General features: G+C 73.6%; 13 protein-coding genes. 4 read left to right on the top strand and 9 right to left on the bottom strand.

All coding sequences use genetic code 11. The annotated features are described in order from the left end of the window. Positions 1-169: 169 nt before the first annotated feature. Positions 170-397, bottom strand: coding sequence for a DUF4287 domain-containing protein (locus AB0G84_RS34835; RefSeq protein WP_361330225.1), 228 nt, complete (start codon positions 395-397; stop codon positions 170-172). Positions 398-495: 98 nt separating this feature from the next. Here AB0G84_RS34835 and AB0G84_RS34830 point away from each other — a divergent pair, with 98 nt between their 5' ends. Beyond that, positions 496-855: a hypothetical protein gene (locus AB0G84_RS34830; protein ID WP_361330222.1), complete on the top strand. Its 360-nt coding sequence runs from the start codon at positions 496-498 to the stop codon at positions 853-855. Between the two features lie 48 nt (positions 856-903). On the opposite strand, the gene AB0G84_RS34825 is transcribed toward AB0G84_RS34830, so the two are convergent. From AB0G84_RS34825 to AB0G84_RS34815, 3 genes are all read right to left on the bottom strand, one after another. After that, positions 904-1,860 (bottom strand): hypothetical protein, encoded by a 957-nt coding sequence (locus AB0G84_RS34825; protein ID WP_361330219.1) that lies wholly within the window; start codon positions 1,858-1,860, stop codon positions 904-906. A gap of 776 nt (positions 1,861-2,636) precedes the next feature. Next, a complete protein-coding gene (locus AB0G84_RS34820; protein WP_361330217.1) occupies positions 2,637-3,857 on the bottom strand; it encodes an acetyl-CoA C-acetyltransferase in 1,221 nt (406 codons plus the stop codon). Between the two features lie 221 nt (positions 3,858-4,078). Continuing rightward, positions 4,079-5,095 (bottom strand): SGNH/GDSL hydrolase family protein, encoded by a 1,017-nt coding sequence (locus tag AB0G84_RS34815; RefSeq protein ID WP_361330213.1) that lies wholly within the window; start codon positions 5,093-5,095, stop codon positions 4,079-4,081. A 195-nt stretch (positions 5,096-5,290) separates the two neighbouring features. On the opposite strand from AB0G84_RS34815, the gene AB0G84_RS34810 reads away from it, so the two are divergent. Further along, complete coding sequence (locus AB0G84_RS34810) at positions 5,291-6,679, top strand: cystathionine beta-synthase (RefSeq protein ID WP_361330210.1); 1,389 nt, start codon at positions 5,291-5,293, stop codon at positions 6,677-6,679. Positions 6,680-7,430: 751 nt separating this feature from the next. On the opposite strand, the gene AB0G84_RS34805 is transcribed toward AB0G84_RS34810, so the two are convergent. Both AB0G84_RS34805 and AB0G84_RS34800 read right to left on the bottom strand, forming a co-directional pair. Beyond that, positions 7,431-7,844: a hypothetical protein gene (locus tag AB0G84_RS34805; RefSeq protein WP_361330207.1), complete on the bottom strand. Its 414-nt coding sequence runs from the start codon at positions 7,842-7,844 to the stop codon at positions 7,431-7,433. 41 nt (positions 7,845-7,885) lie between these two features. Further along, positions 7,886-9,466, bottom strand: a complete 1,581-nt coding sequence (locus AB0G84_RS34800) for a cytosine permease (protein WP_361330204.1) — start codon at positions 9,464-9,466, stop codon at positions 7,886-7,888. Between the two features lie 346 nt (positions 9,467-9,812). Between AB0G84_RS34800 and AB0G84_RS34795 the strand changes: the two genes are divergently transcribed. Both AB0G84_RS34795 and AB0G84_RS34790 read left to right on the top strand, forming a co-directional pair. Continuing rightward, positions 9,813-11,027: a sigma-70 family RNA polymerase sigma factor gene (locus tag AB0G84_RS34795; protein WP_361330201.1), complete on the top strand. Its 1,215-nt coding sequence runs from the start codon at positions 9,813-9,815 to the stop codon at positions 11,025-11,027. A 388-nt stretch (positions 11,028-11,415) separates the two neighbouring features. Then, positions 11,416-12,366: a MurR/RpiR family transcriptional regulator gene (locus tag AB0G84_RS34790; RefSeq protein WP_361330198.1), complete on the top strand. Its 951-nt coding sequence runs from the start codon at positions 11,416-11,418 to the stop codon at positions 12,364-12,366. A 247-nt stretch (positions 12,367-12,613) separates the two neighbouring features. On the opposite strand, the gene AB0G84_RS34785 is transcribed toward AB0G84_RS34790, so the two are convergent. From AB0G84_RS34785 to AB0G84_RS34775, 3 genes are all read right to left on the bottom strand, one after another. Beyond that, positions 12,614-13,948, bottom strand: a complete 1,335-nt coding sequence (locus AB0G84_RS34785; protein ID WP_361330196.1) for a diaminopimelate decarboxylase — start codon at positions 13,946-13,948, stop codon at positions 12,614-12,616. A gap of 631 nt (positions 13,949-14,579) precedes the next feature. Next, on the bottom strand, positions 14,580-15,437 hold the full coding sequence (locus tag AB0G84_RS34780; protein ID WP_361330236.1) for an ABC transporter permease: 858 nt from the start codon (positions 15,435-15,437) through the stop codon (positions 14,580-14,582). A gap of 616 nt (positions 15,438-16,053) precedes the next feature. Further along, the gene (locus AB0G84_RS34775; protein ID WP_361330234.1) at positions 16,054-16,911 is read right to left on the bottom strand and encodes an ABC transporter ATP-binding protein; all 858 of its coding nucleotides are present in this window, start codon (positions 16,909-16,911) and stop codon (positions 16,054-16,056) included. Positions 16,912-16,954 lie beyond the last annotated feature (43 nt).

The raw sequence follows: 16,954 nt of genomic DNA, 5'->3' as shown, positions 1-16,954 counted from the left end.
CTTCACAGGCCCCTGAGCCGTCCGGTCCGCTCGGATCGTGAAGTCCATCGCACCCCTTGAGCTGGGGTGTTGCAACGTTCACTAGAACCCAAGCGGGTGCGGGCCCTTCGGCATGGTGGGTGGGTGTCGCGTGTTGCTGTCCGTCCGGCCCGCAGGCCGTCAGCGGCGGTCAGAACTTCCGCGCAGCGCGCCTGAGGTCGTGTTCATGGACGATCGCCTTCGCGTGCCCGTACGAGAGGTCGTGCTCGCCGCGGAGCCAGCTGACCTTCTCGTCGAAGCGGAAGAGGGCGGGGCCTTCGTCAACGGTGCGGAGCCAGTCGGAGATTTCCCGGCCGGTGCAGTGCGGGATACGGGAGAGCATGTTCCGGTGGGTCTCTTCGGAGAAGAGCTGAGACATCGGCGCCTCCGGACGCGGTCGATGCTGGTTCTTCAGCACACCGTGCCTGAGCCTTCCGCCGTTGGCAACCACCCGGGAGTGGCGCATAGGCTCACCACGTGCTTGACGTGACCCCCTTGCAGACCGCCGTGGACGCCCTCGCCGACCGCCTCCGAGCGCTGCCGCAGAGCCGGCTCGACCAGGGTGCCGCGGCCGAAGGGCTGGCGCTCGCACGGCAGTTGGCGACCCGTGCGCAGCTGATCGAGCGGCCCGAAGAGCCCCCGCGGGAGCTTCCGGACATCGGGATGTTCGCGATCGGCGACCAGCTCGCGGTGGCCGGGCACGAACTCGTCGAGGCGCTGCGGGCGGCGGCCGCCGGGCCCGGCGGGCAGCACGCGGACACTGACGCGAATGCGGCCCCCGCCGAGGAACTGGCAACGGCTCTGCGGGCCGTCCGGGCGGCGGCGGAGCGCTGCTGACCGGGGGCCCGCCGGAGCGGGACCACCCGGGCACGCCGCCGCAGCGGTTCAGAGCGAGGCGATGACCCGGTCGGCGAGCAGGTAGACGCTCTCGTCCCGACTCTCGCCCCAGGAGAAGGTCAGCGCATAGGCGCCGGAGATCCCGGAGCCGCCCAGCAGTACCGGGGTGCGCCCGGCGTGCAGCGCCTCGGCGACCCGCTCGGCGGCCTCGCGCTGCCCCGGGGTCAGGCAGAGGGTGGTGCCGTCGGCGAAGACGTACACGTCCAGGGTGCCCAGCGGACCGGGCCGGACGTCCGCGACCGGGGTGCGCTCCTGCGCCAGCTCCTCCAGGCGCGCCACGGTGCGCTCGTGGTCGCCGATCACCGGCGACGGCGAGAAGTCCGGGTGCGAGGGGTGGCGCCGGCGCGCGGCGGCGAGCTCGGGGGACTCGGTCTCCTCGGCGTGCTCCAGCTCCGGTGCGTCCAGGGCCTCCAGCGCCTCCACCGACTCCAGGGTGTCCATGGCTTCCAGGGCGTCCGGGCCGAGCAGCGGCTCGATGCCGGCGAAGTCCGCCTGGCGGGGCAGGAACGGCTGGGTGTCGAGCCGGTCCGACTCGGGCCGCTCGCGCTGGTCGGTGCGGGCGTCCAGCGGGCTCTCGTCGCCGAGGCCGGCCAGCCCGCCCAGCAGGGACGGGGCGTCGGCGGCGTCCCGGGCCTCCTGTGCGGCCCAGAACGCGCGGGCCTCGGCCAGTTCGCGCTCCCGCTCCTCGGCCAGCGCATCGGCGACCGCCGCGCGTATGTCGGCGAGCGGGGTCTCGGCGGCCGGGGTGGTACGGGCCGCCGGAATGGCGGCCCGGGCCGCGCTCTCCAGCTCGGCGCGGGCGGCGGCGTCCCGGCGGGCGGCGATCAGCTCGGTGTGCAGCCCGGTGATCTGGCGGCGCAGCGCACGGGCGGTGCCCAGGGCGGCGGCGCCCAGTGCCACGGCGACGGCCGCGGTCAGTAGCGGGACGACGGTGGTGACGCTCATGCCGGAACCTCGCTTCGTTCGCCCTCGCATGCGCGAGGCGCACACCTGCCGACGGTTCGCTCGCTCATGCGTCCTCCTGACTTCGCTCGGCGGCCCGCTTCCCACGGACCGCGCCTCGGTACCCGGACTCCCCGTCGCCGGCCGGGGCCGACCTCCGTGCTGCACCCGCTCACGGGGTGACGCCTGGTGGCGGTTCGCTCACCGGCGGACTCCCGTTAGCAGAATGTTCTCCGACTTCCTACATCAGCCTGCTGGGGGTCGGCGACCGGACCGGGGGCGCTATGTCCCGAAATGCTAGGGGAGCAGGGCCTGGTGCGGTGGGGTAACCCCATACTGACCTGCAAGAACACCTCGGCCCCGGGGCGTTGGTCACAATCCTGGGGGAGATTGGGTCGCGATCTTGTTACCGCGTGACACGGCTCACGCCGGGGTAGCCGCCCGTGTCCGTACAGGCGCGAAGGGTGTGCGCGGGGCGGAAGTTGGTCCGTTTCCCGTCCATGGCCGGCCCGGGGGTCGGGACGGTGGTCGGGACGGTGGCCGTGGTGGGGGAGCGGTGATCAGGAGGGGCGGAGGTGGACGCGGAGGTGGAGGCGGGCCGAGCGGAACCGGCGGCCGGCCTCCGGCCCACGGCCATCGCTTCAGCTCAACTCGGCTCAGCCGCGCGTATTGATCGTCGCGTCCGTGGTCGCGTTCGTGGTCGCGCTGAGCTTCGCTTCCGCTGCGGGCGGATGCCGGGCACTCGTACCTCGCACCCGGCCCCCACCCTCCGCTCCAGCTCAGCTCAGCCGCTCGATGACCATCGCCATGCCCTGGCCGCCGCCGACGCACATGGTCTCCAGACCGAACTGCTTGTCGTGCCACTGGAGGGAGTTGATGAGCGTGGTGGTGATGCGGGCGCCGGTCATGCCGAAGGGGTGGCCGACGGCGATCGCGCCGCCGTTGACGTTCACGCGGTCCAGGTCGATGCCCAAGTCCCGGTAGGACGGGATCACCTGGGCGGCGAACGCCTCGTTGATCTCGACCAGGTCGATGTCGGAGGCCGCGAGGCCGGCCCGCTGCAGGGCCTGCCTGCTGGCCTCGACCGGGCCGTACCCCATGATCTCGGGGGAGAGGCCGGAGACGCCGGTGGAGACGACCCGGGCGAGCGGGGTCAGGCCCAGCTCGCGCGCCTTGGTGTCGGACATGATGACCAGCGCCGCGGCACCGTCGTTCAGCGGGCAGCAGTTGCCCGCGGTCACCAGGCCGTCGGGGCGGAACACCGGCTTGAGGCCCTGGACGCCCTCCAGGGTGACGCCGGCGCGCGGCCCGTCGTCCTTGGCGACGACGGTGCCGTCGGGCAGCGTGACGGGCGTGATCTCGCGCTCCCAGAAGCCGTTCTTGATGGCCTGCTCGGCGAGGTTCTGGGACCGGACGCCGAACTCGTCCATGTCCTGGCGGGTGATGCCCTTGAGGCGGGCGAGGTTCTCCGCGGTCTGGCCCATCGCGATGTACGCGTCCGGGACCAGGCCGTCCTCGCGCGGGTCGTGCCAGTCCGTGCCCTCCTGCTCGCCGCGCGCCGCGGTGCGCGCCTCGGCGTCGGCGAAGAGCGGGTTGTGGGTGTCGGGGAGACCGTCGGAGGTGCCCTTGATGCTGCGCGAGACCGTCTCGACACCGGCCGAGATGAAGACGTCGCCCTCGCCGGCCTTGATGGCGTGCAGCGCCATCCGGGTCGTCTGGAGCGAGGAGGAACAGTAACGGGTGATGGTGCAGCCCGGGAGGTGGTCCATCCCCATCTGGACGGCCACGATGCGGCCGAGGTTGTGGCCCTGCTCGCCGCCGGGCAGGCCGCAGCCGAGCATCAGGTCGTCGATGTCCTTCGGGTCCAGCTCGGGGACCTTGGCCAGCGCGGCCTGGATGATCGTCGCGGTCAGGTCGTCCGGACGCAGGTCCTTGAGCGAGCCCTTGAAGGCGCGGCCGATCGGGGAGCGGGCGGCTGAGACGATCACGGCTTCGGGCATCACGGCTCCAGAAAGGCGAAGAGGGCTGGACTGTGAGGGAAGTTACCTGCACGTACTGCTGAGGTCACGGGGTGCGGCCTGTGATGCGGGCCTCTTTTCTAAGCGGGCGCTTATAGGAACGGGGAAGGGGCGCCGGGTATTCCCGTACGTCCCTTCAGGAGGTGGGTGCCCGGTGGGTGCCCGGCGCGTGGCCGTTGCCGTTCGGTGGCGCCCGGGGGGCGTCAGCCGGTGACCGATGACGGGTCGGTGGGCTCGGCCTCCGGCAGCTGGCGCCGCCGCCGGTGCTTGAGCAGCGCCCAGGGTGCGCGGCGGGAGGCGGTGACCTCCGTACCGCCCTCGGACGCCGCCTCGGCGGCCGCCTGCTCGACCGGCAGGATGCCCTCGCCACGGGACGGCTCCGGCCGCTCCTCCTCCGGCCACAGCCCGAGCGTGGCGCACAGCGTCGGCAGCACGGCCATCGCGGCGGTGGCGTACCCCTCGGCGGAGGGGTGGTAGTTGTCCGGCCCGAACAGCTCCCGCGGGTGCGCCTCGAACTCGGGGCCCAGCAGGTCGCTCAGCGAGACCGTACGGCCGCCGTTCTCCACCACCCCGATGGTCTGGGCGGCGGCCAGCTGCCGGGAGAGTCGCCGGGCCACCCACCGCAGCGGCTGGTAGACCGGCTCGATGGTGCCCAGATCGGGGCAGGTGCCCACCACCACCTCACAGCCCGCGGTGCGCAGCCGGCGCACCGCCTCGGAGAGGTGCCGCACGGACTGCGCGGGCGGCATCCGGTGGGTGACGTCGTTGGCACCGATCATGATCACGCAGACGTCCGGGGTCCCGGTGCCCTCCGAGAGCATCAGCTCCACCTGGCGCGGCAGGTCGTCGGACTGGGCACCGGGCAGCGCGACATTGCGGAAGTCGACGGGCAGCTCGGCGATCGCGGCCAGGCCGGAGGCGAGCAGGGCGCCCGGCGTCTGGGAGGCGCGGTGCACGCCCTGACCGGCCGCGGTGGAGTCGCCGAGGAAGCCCAGCCGCAGCGGCGGGCGGTCGGTGCGGTGGCCGAAGGCCGCGCCATAGCGGCCGTCCGCGCACGGCGGGATGTCGCTGGAGCCGCCGACCGTACGGCGGGCCAGCCGGACCTCGGTCAGCAGCACACCGACGGCGGCGACGCCGAGCAGGCCGATCCCGCCGCCGCCGAACGCGGCGGCGGTCGCGATCCGCCGCGCCACTCTCGCCCTGGACAGCGTCATCGCCATGGCCGGGCACCTCCCCGTGCAGTGCGGGCGCGCCACGGCCTCGGGGACCGGACGCGCTCTTGAAACGACAAGGACTCCTACAACAGGGTGTTGCCCGTTCTGGACGGAACGCAACGCATCCGTCCTCCAACGGACCCGGGCAATAGGCTGACGGCACGGGCGCAGGAGAGCGTGCCCCCGACCGCGGAGACCACCGTGCAGTTTTACGATTCGATGATTGAGCTCGTCGGCAACACCCCGCTCGTGCGGCTCAACAACGTGACCAAGGGCATCCAGGCCACCGTCCTGGCGAAGGTCGAGTACTTCAACCCCGGCGGATCGGTCAAGGACCGGATCGCCCTGCGGATGATCGAGGCCGCCGAGCAGTCGGGCGAGCTGCAGCCGGGCGGCACCATCGTCGAGCCCACGTCCGGAAACACCGGAGTGGGCCTGGCGATCGTGGCCCAGCAGAAGGGCTACAAGTGCATCTTCGTCTGCCCCGACAAGGTGTCGACGGACAAGATCAACGTGCTGCGGGCGTACGGCGCCGAGGTGGTGGTCTGCCCGACGGCGGTGGACCCCGAGCACCCGGACTCGTACTACAACGTCTCGGACCGCCTGGTGCGTGAGACGCCCGGTGCCTGGAAGCCCGACCAGTACAGCAACCCGAACAACCCGCGCTCCCACTACGAGAGCACCGGGCCGGAGCTGTGGGCGCAGACGGACGGCCGGATCACCCACTTCGTGGCGGGCGTCGGCACCGGCGGCACCATCAGCGGCACCGGCCGCTACCTCAAGGACGCCAGCGAGGGCCGGGTCAAGGTCGTCGGCGCCGACCCGGAGGGCTCGGTCTACAGCGGCGGCTCCGGGCGCCCGTACCTGATCGAGGGCGTCGGTGAGGACTTCTGGCCGACCGCCTACGACCGCACGGTTGCGGACGAGATCGTGGCGGTCTCGGACAAGGACGCCTTCCAGATGACCCGGCGGCTGGCCAAGGAGGAGGGCCTGCTGGTCGGCGGCTCCTGCGGGATGGCCGTGGTGGCGGCGCTGGAGGTGGCGGCGAAGCTCGGTCCGGACGACGTGGTGGTCGTGCTGCTGCCGGACAGCGGCCGTGGCTACCTCTCGAAGATCTTCAACGATGAGTGGATGGCCGACTACGGCTTCCTGGAGGAGGGCGGCACCGCGGCCCGGGTCAGCGACGTGCTGCAGTACAAGGAGGGCGCGCTGCCCTCGTTGGTGCACATGCACCCGGAGGAGACGGTCGGCGAGGCGATCGACGTGCTGCGCGAGTACGGCGTCTCCCAGATGCCGATCGTCAAGCCGGGCGCCGGGCACCCGGACGTGATGGCCGCCGAGGTCGTGGGGTCCGTGGTGGAGCGGGAGTTGCTGGACGCGCTCTTCACCCAGCGCGCCTCGCTCACCGACCCGCTGGAGAAGCACATGTGCCCGCCGCTGCCGCAGGTCGGCTCCGGCGAGTCGGTCTCCGACCTGATGGCGGTGCTGGAGAGCGCGGACGCGGCGATCGTCCTGGTCGAGGGCAAGCCCAAGGGCGTGGTCAGCCGGCAGGACCTGCTGGCGTTCCTGGCCCGCGAGGCCGGTAAGTAGCTCCGGGTGCGGCGGCCGTCCCTGGGGTGGCCGCCGCCCGGGGCGGTCGTCCCCTGGTGTGGTCGTCCCTCTGGTGTGGTCGTCCCCTGGTGTGGCGGTCCCTGGTGTGGTCGTCCCCCTGGTGTGGTCGTTCCCTGGTGCGGACGCCGTCCGGCGCCACCGGCCGGGTGTCAGGGCGCCCGGGAGGCAGGGCGTCAGGGGGCGTCAGGGGGGCGTCAGGAAACGGGCCGTCACCGCAAGGTGTACGTAGGTGTCATGTGCTGGCAGCACGGGCTTAACACGCGTCAGGCACCTTGGTGTGCACGGCGACACGGACCTCCGGAGCGGCTCCCGGACCTCCACGGTCGCCGCCGGACGCGATGACCGGCTACGCCCCGGAGCGCGTCCCTTGCGGGGACCGCCGACGTCCCGCCCCCGGCTCGTGCCGGGGTGTGGCGGTCCCCGCCATCTCTCCTTCTCGGTACCTCCCGTAGGGGAGTTGGTGGCCGACCGTGCCGGGTGTACCGGATGCCGGGCTTCGGACGCTCCGCCGCCCCGGGAGCACGGGATGCCGGGCGCCGGGCGGTCCAGCCGTCCCGCGGGCACGGGATGCCGGGCGGTCCCGCCGCCTTGGGCGCGCCGGATCGGGTGCCCGCCGAACCCGCTGCCCCGGTGTGCCGGATCGGGTGCCCGCTGGTACTGCTGCCCCGGTGTGCCGGATCGGGTGCCCGCTGGTCCCGCCGCCCCGTTACTCGCAGTCCTCGCCCCGGCGTTACTCCCAGTCCTCGCCCCGGCGCTCCGTCCGCGTCCGCAGCAGGCTCCGCAGGCTCAGGCTGTGCACCGCGTTGACGCCGATGATGCCGGCCCAGCACACCAGCAGGCCCGGTAGCCCCGCGTTGCCCGCGGCGATCGCGGACAGCGGGATGGCCAGCGCCAGGGAGAGCGCCGCGACCCCGAACCGTTCCCAGAAGTCGGTGGTGCCACCCTCCCGGGGCTGCGGCCGGGCGCCGCGCGCCACCTGCATCTGCTGCTCGGCGAGCTGTCGCCGCACCCGGCGCTCGACGGTCCGGTCGAGCTTCTCCAGGAAGGACTCCACCAGCTCCGACTCGTACTCCGCCCCCAGGTCCTTGCGGGTCTGGAGGGTCGCATCGAGCTCCTTGCGCAGATCAGGGTCGTGAGTCGCCATGCTGGTGAGCGTACGGACCAGCCGGGCGCCGCGCGGTAGGGCTATCCCCCCAATCCGGCGGGCCGTTCCTCGCCGCGGCTGGCCTGGTCGGCGGCCTGGTCGGCCTGGTCGGCGTGCTGGTCCGGGTCGGCGTCGCGGTCCTGGTCGGTGTGGTGGTCCGGGTCGGCGTCGTGGTCCTGGTCGGTGTGGTGGTCCGGGTCGGTGTGGTGGTTCCGGTCGGCCGTCGGGGCGGGCAGGAGGCGGGCGGTGTCGCGGCGGACGGTGAGCCAGTAGAGGACGGCGGGGACAGCGAGGCCGACGAGCCAGGAGATGTCGGCGCCGCCGAGCCGCGCCACCAGCGGGCCGGTGTAGAACGCGCTGGCCAGGAACGGGAGTTGGGCGAGCACGCCGACGGCGTAGACGGTCAGGGCCCGGACGTTCCAGGCGCCGTAGCGGCCGGTCGGGTCGCTGAGCGCTGGGACGTCGTAACGCTCCTTGGAGAGCAGGTAGTAGTCGACGAGGTTGATCGCCGACCAGGGTGTGAAGAACGTCAGCAGGAAGAGCAGGAAGTCCTTGAAGGACGTCAGGAAGGAGTCCTTGCCCAGGAGGGCCACGGCGGTGCCGACCACCATGATCCCCGCGATGTACGCGGACCGGCCGCGCGGTGACAGGGTGCTCCCCCTGCCTTCGGCGGGAGGTGTCCCCAGCCCGCGGAAGCCGCTGACGCTGGTGACCAGCGACATAAAGCCGCCATAGGTGTTGAGGACGTTGATGGTGAGCTTGCCGAGGGCGATCACGAAGAACAGGAACGAGGCGATCAGCCCCCCGCCGCCCAGGCCGACGACATAGCCGACCTCGTGCCCGACGAACGCGGTGGGTGCCGCGGCGGCGGCCAGCGCGCCGAAGGACATCGACCACTGGGAGCCGAGCACCGAACCGGCCAGCGTCCACCCGAACGTGGCGCGCGCCGAGGTGTGCCGCGGCAGATAGCGCGAGTAGTCGGCGACGTAGGGGCCGAACGCCAGTTGCCAGGAGGCCGCGAGCGAGACGGCGAGCAGGAAGACCGGCAGGGCGAAGCGGTGGTCGGCCAGTAGCGTGCCGAGGTCGGCGCGGTGCAGCAGGCGAATGCCCAGGTAGAGGAAGGCCAGGGCGCAGACCAGGGCGGCGATCCTGCCGAGGATGTGGATCAGGCGGTAGCCGACCGCGGCGGCGACGGCGGTGGCGGCGGCGAAGACGACGATGCCCGGCGTCTCGCCCAGGTGCGTCAGCTCGCCGACCGCCTGCCCGGCGAGCACACTGCCGCTGGCGAAGAAGCCGATGTACATCACGATGACCAGCGCCAGCGGCACCGCCGCCCCGCGCACCCCGAACTGTGCCCGCGAAGTGATCATCTGCGGCAGCCCGAGCCGGGGGCCCTGTGCGGAGTGCAGAGCCATCACCGCACCGCCCAGCAGGTTGCCGAGCAGCAGCCCGATCAGCGACCAGAAGGCGTTCGCCCCGAAGACCACGGCCAGTGCGCCGGTGACGACGGCGGTGATCTGGAGGTTGGCGCCCAGCCAGAGCGTGAACTGGCTGACCGCGCTGCCGTGCCGTTCGTCGTCGGGGACGACGTCGATCGAGTGCTGTTCGACCACACCTGCCATGAGTCCGCCTCGGGTCGTCATCTCTCCTGCATGAATTCATGCAGGATCAATGGGCGATGAATGGGAGGTCAATAGGTGGGACGGAACGAGCGGTTGGGGGCGTCCGGCCGGTTACACCCGCCGCGGGGCGGCAGGGGCGCTGCGGGGCGGGTGTCACGGTTCGGATGCCCGTCGGCCCAGGGCTCGCGACGGTCGGGCGCCAGGAGCAGACTGGTGCCTGGTGCCTGGTGCCTGGTGCTCCGCGCTACCGTCGGGGCGCGGCGGCCAGGCGGGCGGCCGGCGGGCGGCGGACGGCAGGCGGACGGTGGAAACGGCGGACTGCAGGCGGACGGAGGGCAGGTCCTCGATGAAGCGGTCCTCGACGAGCGGTGCCACGGTGGCGGACGGCGCCCCTGCGGTGGCAGGGTCCGGTGAACGGGCCGGTGAACGGGTCGGTGCGCAGGAGGAGTTGGCGGACCGGTTGGAGGCGCACCGCACCGAACTGACCGGCTACTGCTACCGGATGCTGGGCTCGGCGTTCGAGGCCGAGGACGCCGTCCAGGAGACCATGGTGCGGGCCTGGCGGAGCCACGACCGGTTCGAGGGGCGCTCGTCCCTGCGGTCCTGGCTCTACCGGATCGCCACCAACGTCTGTCTGGACCTGCTCAAGGGCAGCCGCCGCCGAGCCCGGCCGATGGACCTCACCTCCCCGTCGAGCGTGGACACCCCGATCGGGAACGGGCTGCCCGAGGCGACCTGGATCGGGCCGGTCCCGGACGCCCGGGTGCTGGCGCCGGCCGGCGACCCGGCCGAGACCGCCGTCGCCCGCGAATCGGTCCGGCTGGCGTTCATCGCCGCGCTGCAGCACCTGGCGCCCCGGCAGCGGGCCGTGCTGATCCTGCGCGAGGTGCTCAGCTGGTCGGCGGCGGAGGTCGCGGAGCTGCTGGGCAGCTCGGTCGCCTCGGTCAACAGCGCCCTCCAGCGGGCCCGGGCCACCCTCGCCGCCGCCTCCGCCCCCGGCTCCGACCCCGATTCCGATCGCGATTCCGGCTCCGGCTCTGGTTTCGGTTCCGGTTCCGGCTCCGGTTCCGGTTCCGGTTCCGCAGGCTCCGCCGGAGGGACTCCGCCGCGGCCGCTGGACGACGCCCAGCAGGCGCTGCTCCAGCGCTATGTCGACGCCTTCGAACGGTTCGGCATGGAGGCCCTGACCGCGCTGCTCCACGAGGACTCCACGCTCTCCATGCCGCCGTACGCGCTGTGGCTGCGCGGCCGGGAAGACGTGCTGAAGTGGCTGCTCGGGCCGGGCTGCGGCTGCCGGGGCTCCCGTCTGGTGCCGGTCGCGGCCAACGGCCGGCCGGCCTTCGGCCAGTACCGCGCGGACGGCCGGCCCTGGGCGATCCAGGTCATCGAGACCGCGGACGGGCGGATCACCGCCCTCCAGTCGTTCCTGGACACCGAACGGCTCTTCCCCCTGTTCGGCCTGCCGCCGCGCTACGACGGACCGGCCGCCGGGGGACGGGACGCGGGACGGGACGCGGGACGGGACGGCGGACTGGGCGGGGGGCTGGACGGGGCCAGCTGAAGCCGCAGCGGTGCCGCGGCGGCGGCAGAGCCCGGGCGGCGGCAGCGCCCCGGCCGTGGGCAGTGGCACGCCTGCGGCAGGTCCCCGCCCGCGGTGGTGTCCGGGCCGGTCCCTTGGGGCGTACGGTCCGGCAGGGAAGGCGGTGCGGACGTCTCGGCGGACGTTTGCCGGTGCGGACGTCTCTCGGTGCGGACGTTTCCCGCTGCGGATGTCGTCGGGCGGACGTCGTGGGGCGGACGTCGTGGGGCGGACGTCGTGGGGCGGACGTCGTGGGGCGGGGTCGGTGTACGGCAGGATCCGATGCGTCGTGCGGACCGGTGCGGGCCAGAAGTTCCGTACAGTCGGTCGACACAGGACAAGGCCCCGAGCGGGCCGGGAGGAAGAGGCGATGAGCGGGGACGGGGACAACGGCGGTGGCACCGCCGGCACGGACGGGGGCCGGCCGGCCGGGACGGAGCGGGGACGGACCGCGCAGGAGCGGGCCGCCGCCGCGGCGGCGCGGGCCGAGACCGGCACCGCCGCCCGCCTCCAGAAGCTCTTCGAGGGCCACCGGCTGACGCCCACCCAGCGGCGGATCGCGCACTGCATGGTGCGCCGGGCCGCCGATGCACCCTTCCTCTCCAGCGTCGAACTGGCGGAACTGGCCGGGGTCAGCCAGCCCTCGGTCACCCGCTTCGCGGTCGCCCTCGGCTTCGACGGCTATCCCGCGCTGCGTCGGCACCTGCGTGAGGTCGCCCCCGCCGAGCAGCCCGGCGACACCGGCGTGGCCAACGAGTACCAGCAGGCCGTCCAGGCCGAGATCGACAACCTCCGCCACCTCGCCGCGGCCCTCGCCGACCCGTCCCCGGTGATCGAGGCCGGTCGGCTGCTCGCCGCCTCCCGTCCGTTGCCCGTCCTCGGCCTGCGCGCCGCCTCCGCACAGGCCGCCGGCTTCAGCTACTTCGCCCGCAAGGTCCACCCCGACGTCCGCCTCCTGGACGAGGGCGGGACCATGCTCACCGACCGCATCGACGCGGCCGTACGCGCCGGTGCCGACGCCCTAATCTGCTTCGCCCTGCCGCGGCACCCCCGTGAGGTGGTCGACGCCCTCGCCTACGCCCGTAGGGCGGGGCTCACTGTGGTCACCGTTGCCGACAGCGCCTTCGCCCCCGTCGCCCACCACACCGACCTGCTCCTGCCGGCCCCGGTCGGCACCGGGCTGGCCTTCGACACGGCCTGTGCGCCGATGCTCCTGGGCCGTGTCCTGCTGGAGGCGATGTGCGACGCCCTGCCGGATGCCCAGGCCCGACTGGAGGAGTTCGACGCCGGGGCGGCGGCGCGGGGGCTGTTCGTGGAGTGACGCGGGGTGATCCCGGGGCCCGTTACGGCCCGGGGCGGTTGCCTGCTGTGGAGGCTGCCACCCGGGGAACGACCGGAGAGCGTCCGGGGCGCCGGAGTGTCCGAGTGTCTGAGTGTCGGGGGAGTGACGGGAGCGTCCCGAGGTGTCCGGGGGCGTCGGAGCCGTCCGGGGAGCGTCGGGTACGCGTGAACACGCTGGGGGCAAGCGCGCGCGAACGCCTGCGGGCCGGCGCTGGCCGGGGCCGCGGCTATGACGTCCCGAGGCCGCCGAGCGCCTCCGCATGAGCGCCGCCGCTCTCCGCGGTCAGTTCCTCCAGCGTCTGGGGGCTGCGCACCGTCCCGAAGCGGACGGCGCCGTCGGGGGCCACCGCATAGCCGTAGATCCCGGGGCGGGGGAGGGAGTTGTAGGCGAAGTGGGTGGAGAAGTAGTAGGCGCCGGTGTCCAGGAGTGCGGCGTGGTCGCCGGCCCGCAGCAGGGGGAGCGGGCGGTCCTCGGCGACCAGGTCGCCGGCGAAGCAGCAGGGACCCGCGATGTCCTGGGCGACCGGCTCACCCGTCCTGGGGCGGCCCTCGGCGTCGTAGGCGGCGACCCGGATCGGCCACGCCCGGGGCACGAAGACGGTACGGGTGGCGATCTGGGCGCCGGCGTGGGTGACCGCGATGGGCCGGCCGCCGGCCGACTTGGCGTACTCCACGCGGGCCAGGGCCGTGCCGTGCTTGGCCAGCAGGGAGCGGCCGAACTCGGTGACCAGGCCGTAGCGCCCGGAGAACAGCCCGGGGACCGTCTTGTGCAGCAGCGCCGCGTACTCCCGGTAGGTCGGGGTGGTGGCGTCCGAGGCGAAGTTCACCGGTAGCCCGCCGCCGATGTCCAGGGTGTCGATCTGGCGCCGGCCGGCCCGCCCGTTGATCTCCTCGGCCAGGTCGAACAGGGTCCGGACGCCGGACGCCATCAACTCCAGCGGCATGCCCTGGGAGCCGACGTGGGCGTGCAGCCGGGTCAGCCACGGCCGGGCGAGGAAGGCACGGACCACCCAGTCGCGGGCACCCGCGTCGCGCAGGGCGACCCCGAACTTGGAGGTGTCGGTGGCCGTGCTCATCGCCCCGATGCTGCCGCCGCCGATCTGCGGATTGACCCGCAGGCCGATCGGTGCGGCGCTCGGCGCGGAGGCCATCAACCCGTCGAGCCGGGCCAGCTCCTCGGCGTTGTCGGCGTTGACGGCGATCCCGAGGGCGAGCGCCTCCCGCAGCTCGGCGGGGGTCTTGGCCGGGGAGTCCAGGACGGTGCGTGCGACCGGCACCCCGGCGGCGCGGGCCAGCCGCAGCTCCCCGGGGCTGGCCACCTCGCAGCCGAGCCCCTCCTGCGCCAGCAGCCGCAGCACCGGCACCAGCGAGGCGGCCTTCACCGCGAAGGCGTGCAGGACCGGGGTGCCCGGCGCGGCGAACTCGTCGAAGGCCGCGCGCAGTTCACCCGCCGAGCGGCGGATCCCGGCGACGTCCAGCAGGCCGGCGACGGGCTCGGCTTCCCCGACCAGCCCTTGTGCAACGGCTGCCGCTACGGCACGGTCTCGGTCCGTGAGGGTCATGTCTCCACTCCATCATTGAAGGCGGGAGGACCGCCACGGGGTACCGGCCGGCGAGCGCGCGACGAGGCCGCCCGGCCATGCGGCCTGATACCAGCGGCCGCTTGCTCCTGGCTACAGCCTGTTGCCGGGCCGCCGCCTGCACACGGCCGCCGCTTGCTCTGGCCGCCGTCTGCTGCCGGCCGCCGCTTGCTCCTGGCTGCAGCCTGCTGCCGGGCCGCCGCCTGCACCTGGCCACTGTCTGTTGCCGGCCGCCGCTTGGCTCCCAGTTGCCCTTGCCTCCGGGCTGATGCCGCCCACGGCCCTGCTGCCTGCTGCCTCGCTGCCCACCGCCGGCTGCTCCCGGCCGCCCTGCTGTCGGCCGCCCATTGCGCCGCTGCCCTGGCCCTGTCGCCCCACTGCCCCTGTCGTGCACTGCCCTTGCCCGCCGGGCTCCTGCCGCCCACTACCCAGATGCTCTGCTGCCCGCCCTCGGGCCGTCCACTGGCCGGCCGCCCTGTCGTCTGCCGCCTGGCCGCCCTGTCGCCCGCCGCTCGACCGCTCAATGACCGGCCGTTCTGCCGCCCCCTTTGCCGCCTCCGGATGGGGCTGCCCGGCGGCTGGGCGGTGGCCGGGCCGGGCGGAGGGCCGGGGCTCACACGGGTCGGGCGCCGCTCAGGCCCGCCTTGAGGTGGCGCCGGCTGAGCCGGGAGCCGGATTCCCTGCGGGCGGCGCGGCGCAGCAGCGGCACGGCCAGCAGGAAGCCGCACACGGCCCAGGCCGTGAGCACCAGGGCGACGGTCGGCAGCTCCCAGGAGCCGGCCGGCTCCGCGGCGCGTGCGGCGTCCGGGAGCAGGGCCGAGCGCAGGCCCTGGGCCATCCACTTGAGCGGGAAGACCGAGGCGATCTTCTGGACCACCACCGGCAGGGAGCTGAGCGGGAACATCGCGCCCGAGGTGCCCAGCAGCCCCATCGCCGGCAGCATGATCAGCGCCAGCGCCTCCCGCGGGTTGGGCAGCACGGCCCCTATCGCGGCGCCCAGCGGTACGACGGCGAGCAGCCCCAGCGCAGTGACCCACAGCAGCGTCAGCCAGCCGGCCGGCGAGTGCGGCAGCGGCCCGTCCACCAGGAGGGCTGCGCTGCCCAGGAGGAGCACCAGGGTGCCCAGCGCCACGGCCACCACCAGCAGCGATTTGGCGATCAGGTAGGCCGGTATGCCGCCGGGTGTGGCGCGCAGCCGCAGCAGGGCGCCCTCCTCCCGCTCGGTCACCAGGATCTGCGGGAGGTTGATCACGCCGATCTGGAACAGCAGGTACGCGGCGAACCCGGAGAGCGTCAGGTGGGCCATCGGGACCCGGGTGCCCGGGACGTCGTCGCTGATATAGCCGGCGAGCAGCAGGGCGACGACGATGTTGGTCAGGTGGCCGGTCAGCTCCTTGGGGGTGCGGACGAGGTGGCGTAGCTCGATCGTGCCGCGCTGGATGCCGGCCCGCCAGGAGCGTCGCCCCGCCACCGGCCGCTCTGAGGAGCGCCCGCAGCCCGAGCCAGCGGCCTGCGACGCCCGGCCACCGGCCCGGCCCTCTCCCTGCGAGGCCCGGCCGCCTTCCTGCGAGGCCCGGCCACCGGCCAGGGTGCCGCCCTGGCCGCCGGTCTGTATGCCGTCCCGGACGTCGCCCCGGGGGCGGTTCCGGGCGTTGCCCTGGGGAGTGCCGTGGCCACCGGCCCGGTCACCATGACCCGGAACCGCGCCATCCTGAGCTGCCATATCCCCCGAGCCCTTTGCCCTGCTTCCGCGGGCCGTTTCCTTTGCCGCTGTCACTTCTGTCCCCCTGTCACTTTTGTCCCCGTGCACTTCTGTCCCCGTGCCACTTCTGTTCCGCTGTCAGTTCGGCCCGCTGTCGTCTCGGCCGTCCAGTCCGAGAGGCCGGCCAGCCGTCCAACCGTCGACCCCGTAAAGCCGTCGACCCCGTAAAGCCGCCGGACCCGTCCGGCCGGACGCCCCGTCCAGCCCATCCGGCTGCCCGGCCTCGCCCCCTGTTCCGATCCCGTTCCCGTCATCCCGGCCGGCTCCGGCCCGGTCCCCGGCTCCGGCCCGGGCCTGACCCCGGCTCGGTCCCTGACCCCGACCCTCAGGCGGCGGGGCGCTCCACATCCGGCGTCCCGCCGCCCGCCGGGTCGTCGCGGTGCACCATGTGCAGATAGGCGTCCTCCAGCGTCGGGCGGCGGACCTCCAGGTCGGCGACTGGCCCGCCGGCGTCCCGGTGCAGTTCCCAGACCAGTTGGGACGGGTCCTCGGTGCGCTCGCGGCGGGCCGTGCCGTCGGAGGCCGTCCACCGGACCTCGGCCTGGGCGGCGGCCCGCCGGGCCAACTCCGCCGGGGTGCCGCAGGCCCGTATCCGCCCGTTGACCAGCATCGCTATCCGGTCGGCCAGTCGTTCGGCCTCGGCGAGGTCGTGGGTGGTGAGCAGGACCGTGACGCCCTCCTCGCGGGCGAGCCGCTCCACCAGGGCATGGAAGTCACGGCGGGCCTCCGGGTCGAAGCCGGTGGTCGGCTCGTCCAGGAAGAGGAGCTCGGGCCGGCCGACGATGGCGAGCGCCACGTCCAGGCGCCGGCGCTGACCACCCGACAGCCGGTCGACCACCTGGTCGGCCTGCGCACCGAGCCCGACCAGGTCCAGCAGCGTGGCGGGCTCGCGCGGATCCGGGTAGTAGGTGGCGAAGTGCGTCAGCAACTCGGCGACCCGCCAGCGCCGGTGATCGCGCCAGGCCTGGAGGACCAGGCCGATCCGGCCACGCCAGGCGTCGTCGCCGTGCGCCGGGTCCGTGCCCAGGACGCGGACCTCACCGGCGGAGCGCTGCCGGAAGCCCTCCAGGATCTCGACGGTGGTGGTCTTCCCGGCGCCGTTGGGGCCGAGCAGGGCGAAGATCTCGCCGCGCCGGATGTCGAGGTCGATGCCGTGCAGCACATCGGTGCTGCCGTACGACATCCGCAGATCCGTGGTGCGGATGACGGCGTCGGCTGCGGCGGCG

The sequence above is a fragment of the Streptomyces sp. NPDC020742 genome (genome assembly GCF_040641675.1).
Classification (GTDB): Bacteria; Actinomycetota; Actinomycetes; order Streptomycetales; family Streptomycetaceae; genus Streptomyces.
This window is presented reverse-complemented; position numbering and strand designations above follow the sequence as displayed.

Bases quoted from the DNA above. Each gene is read 5' to 3' on its own strand.
- AB0G84_RS34790 (WP_361330198.1), top strand. From the start codon at position 11,416: ATGAGCGGGGACGGGGACAACGGCGGTGGCACCGCCGGCACGGACGGG.
- AB0G84_RS34825 (WP_361330219.1), bottom strand. From the start codon at position 1,860: ATGAGCGTCACCACCGTCGTCCCGCTACTGACCGCGGCCGTCGCCGTG.
- AB0G84_RS34820 (WP_361330217.1), bottom strand. From the start codon at position 3,857: ATGCCCGAAGCCGTGATCGTCTCAGCCGCCCGCTCCCCGATCGGCCGC.
- AB0G84_RS34835 (WP_361330225.1), bottom strand. From the start codon at position 397: ATGTCTCAGCTCTTCTCCGAAGAGACCCACCGGAACATGCTCTCCCGT.
- AB0G84_RS34775 (WP_361330234.1), bottom strand. From the start codon at position 16,911: ATGTCGTACGGCAGCACCGATGTGCTGCACGGCATCGACCTCGACATC.
- AB0G84_RS34805 (WP_361330207.1), bottom strand. From the start codon at position 7,844: ATGGCGACTCACGACCCTGATCTGCGCAAGGAGCTCGATGCGACCCTC.
- AB0G84_RS34785 (WP_361330196.1), bottom strand. From the start codon at position 13,948: ATGACCCTCACGGACCGAGACCGTGCCGTAGCGGCAGCCGTTGCACAA.
- AB0G84_RS34795 (WP_361330201.1), top strand. From the start codon at position 9,813: ATGAAGCGGTCCTCGACGAGCGGTGCCACGGTGGCGGACGGCGCCCCT.
- AB0G84_RS34815 (WP_361330213.1), bottom strand. From the start codon at position 5,095: ATGGCGATGACGCTGTCCAGGGCGAGAGTGGCGCGGCGGATCGCGACC.
- AB0G84_RS34800 (WP_361330204.1), bottom strand. From the start codon at position 9,466: ATGGCAGGTGTGGTCGAACAGCACTCGATCGACGTCGTCCCCGACGAC.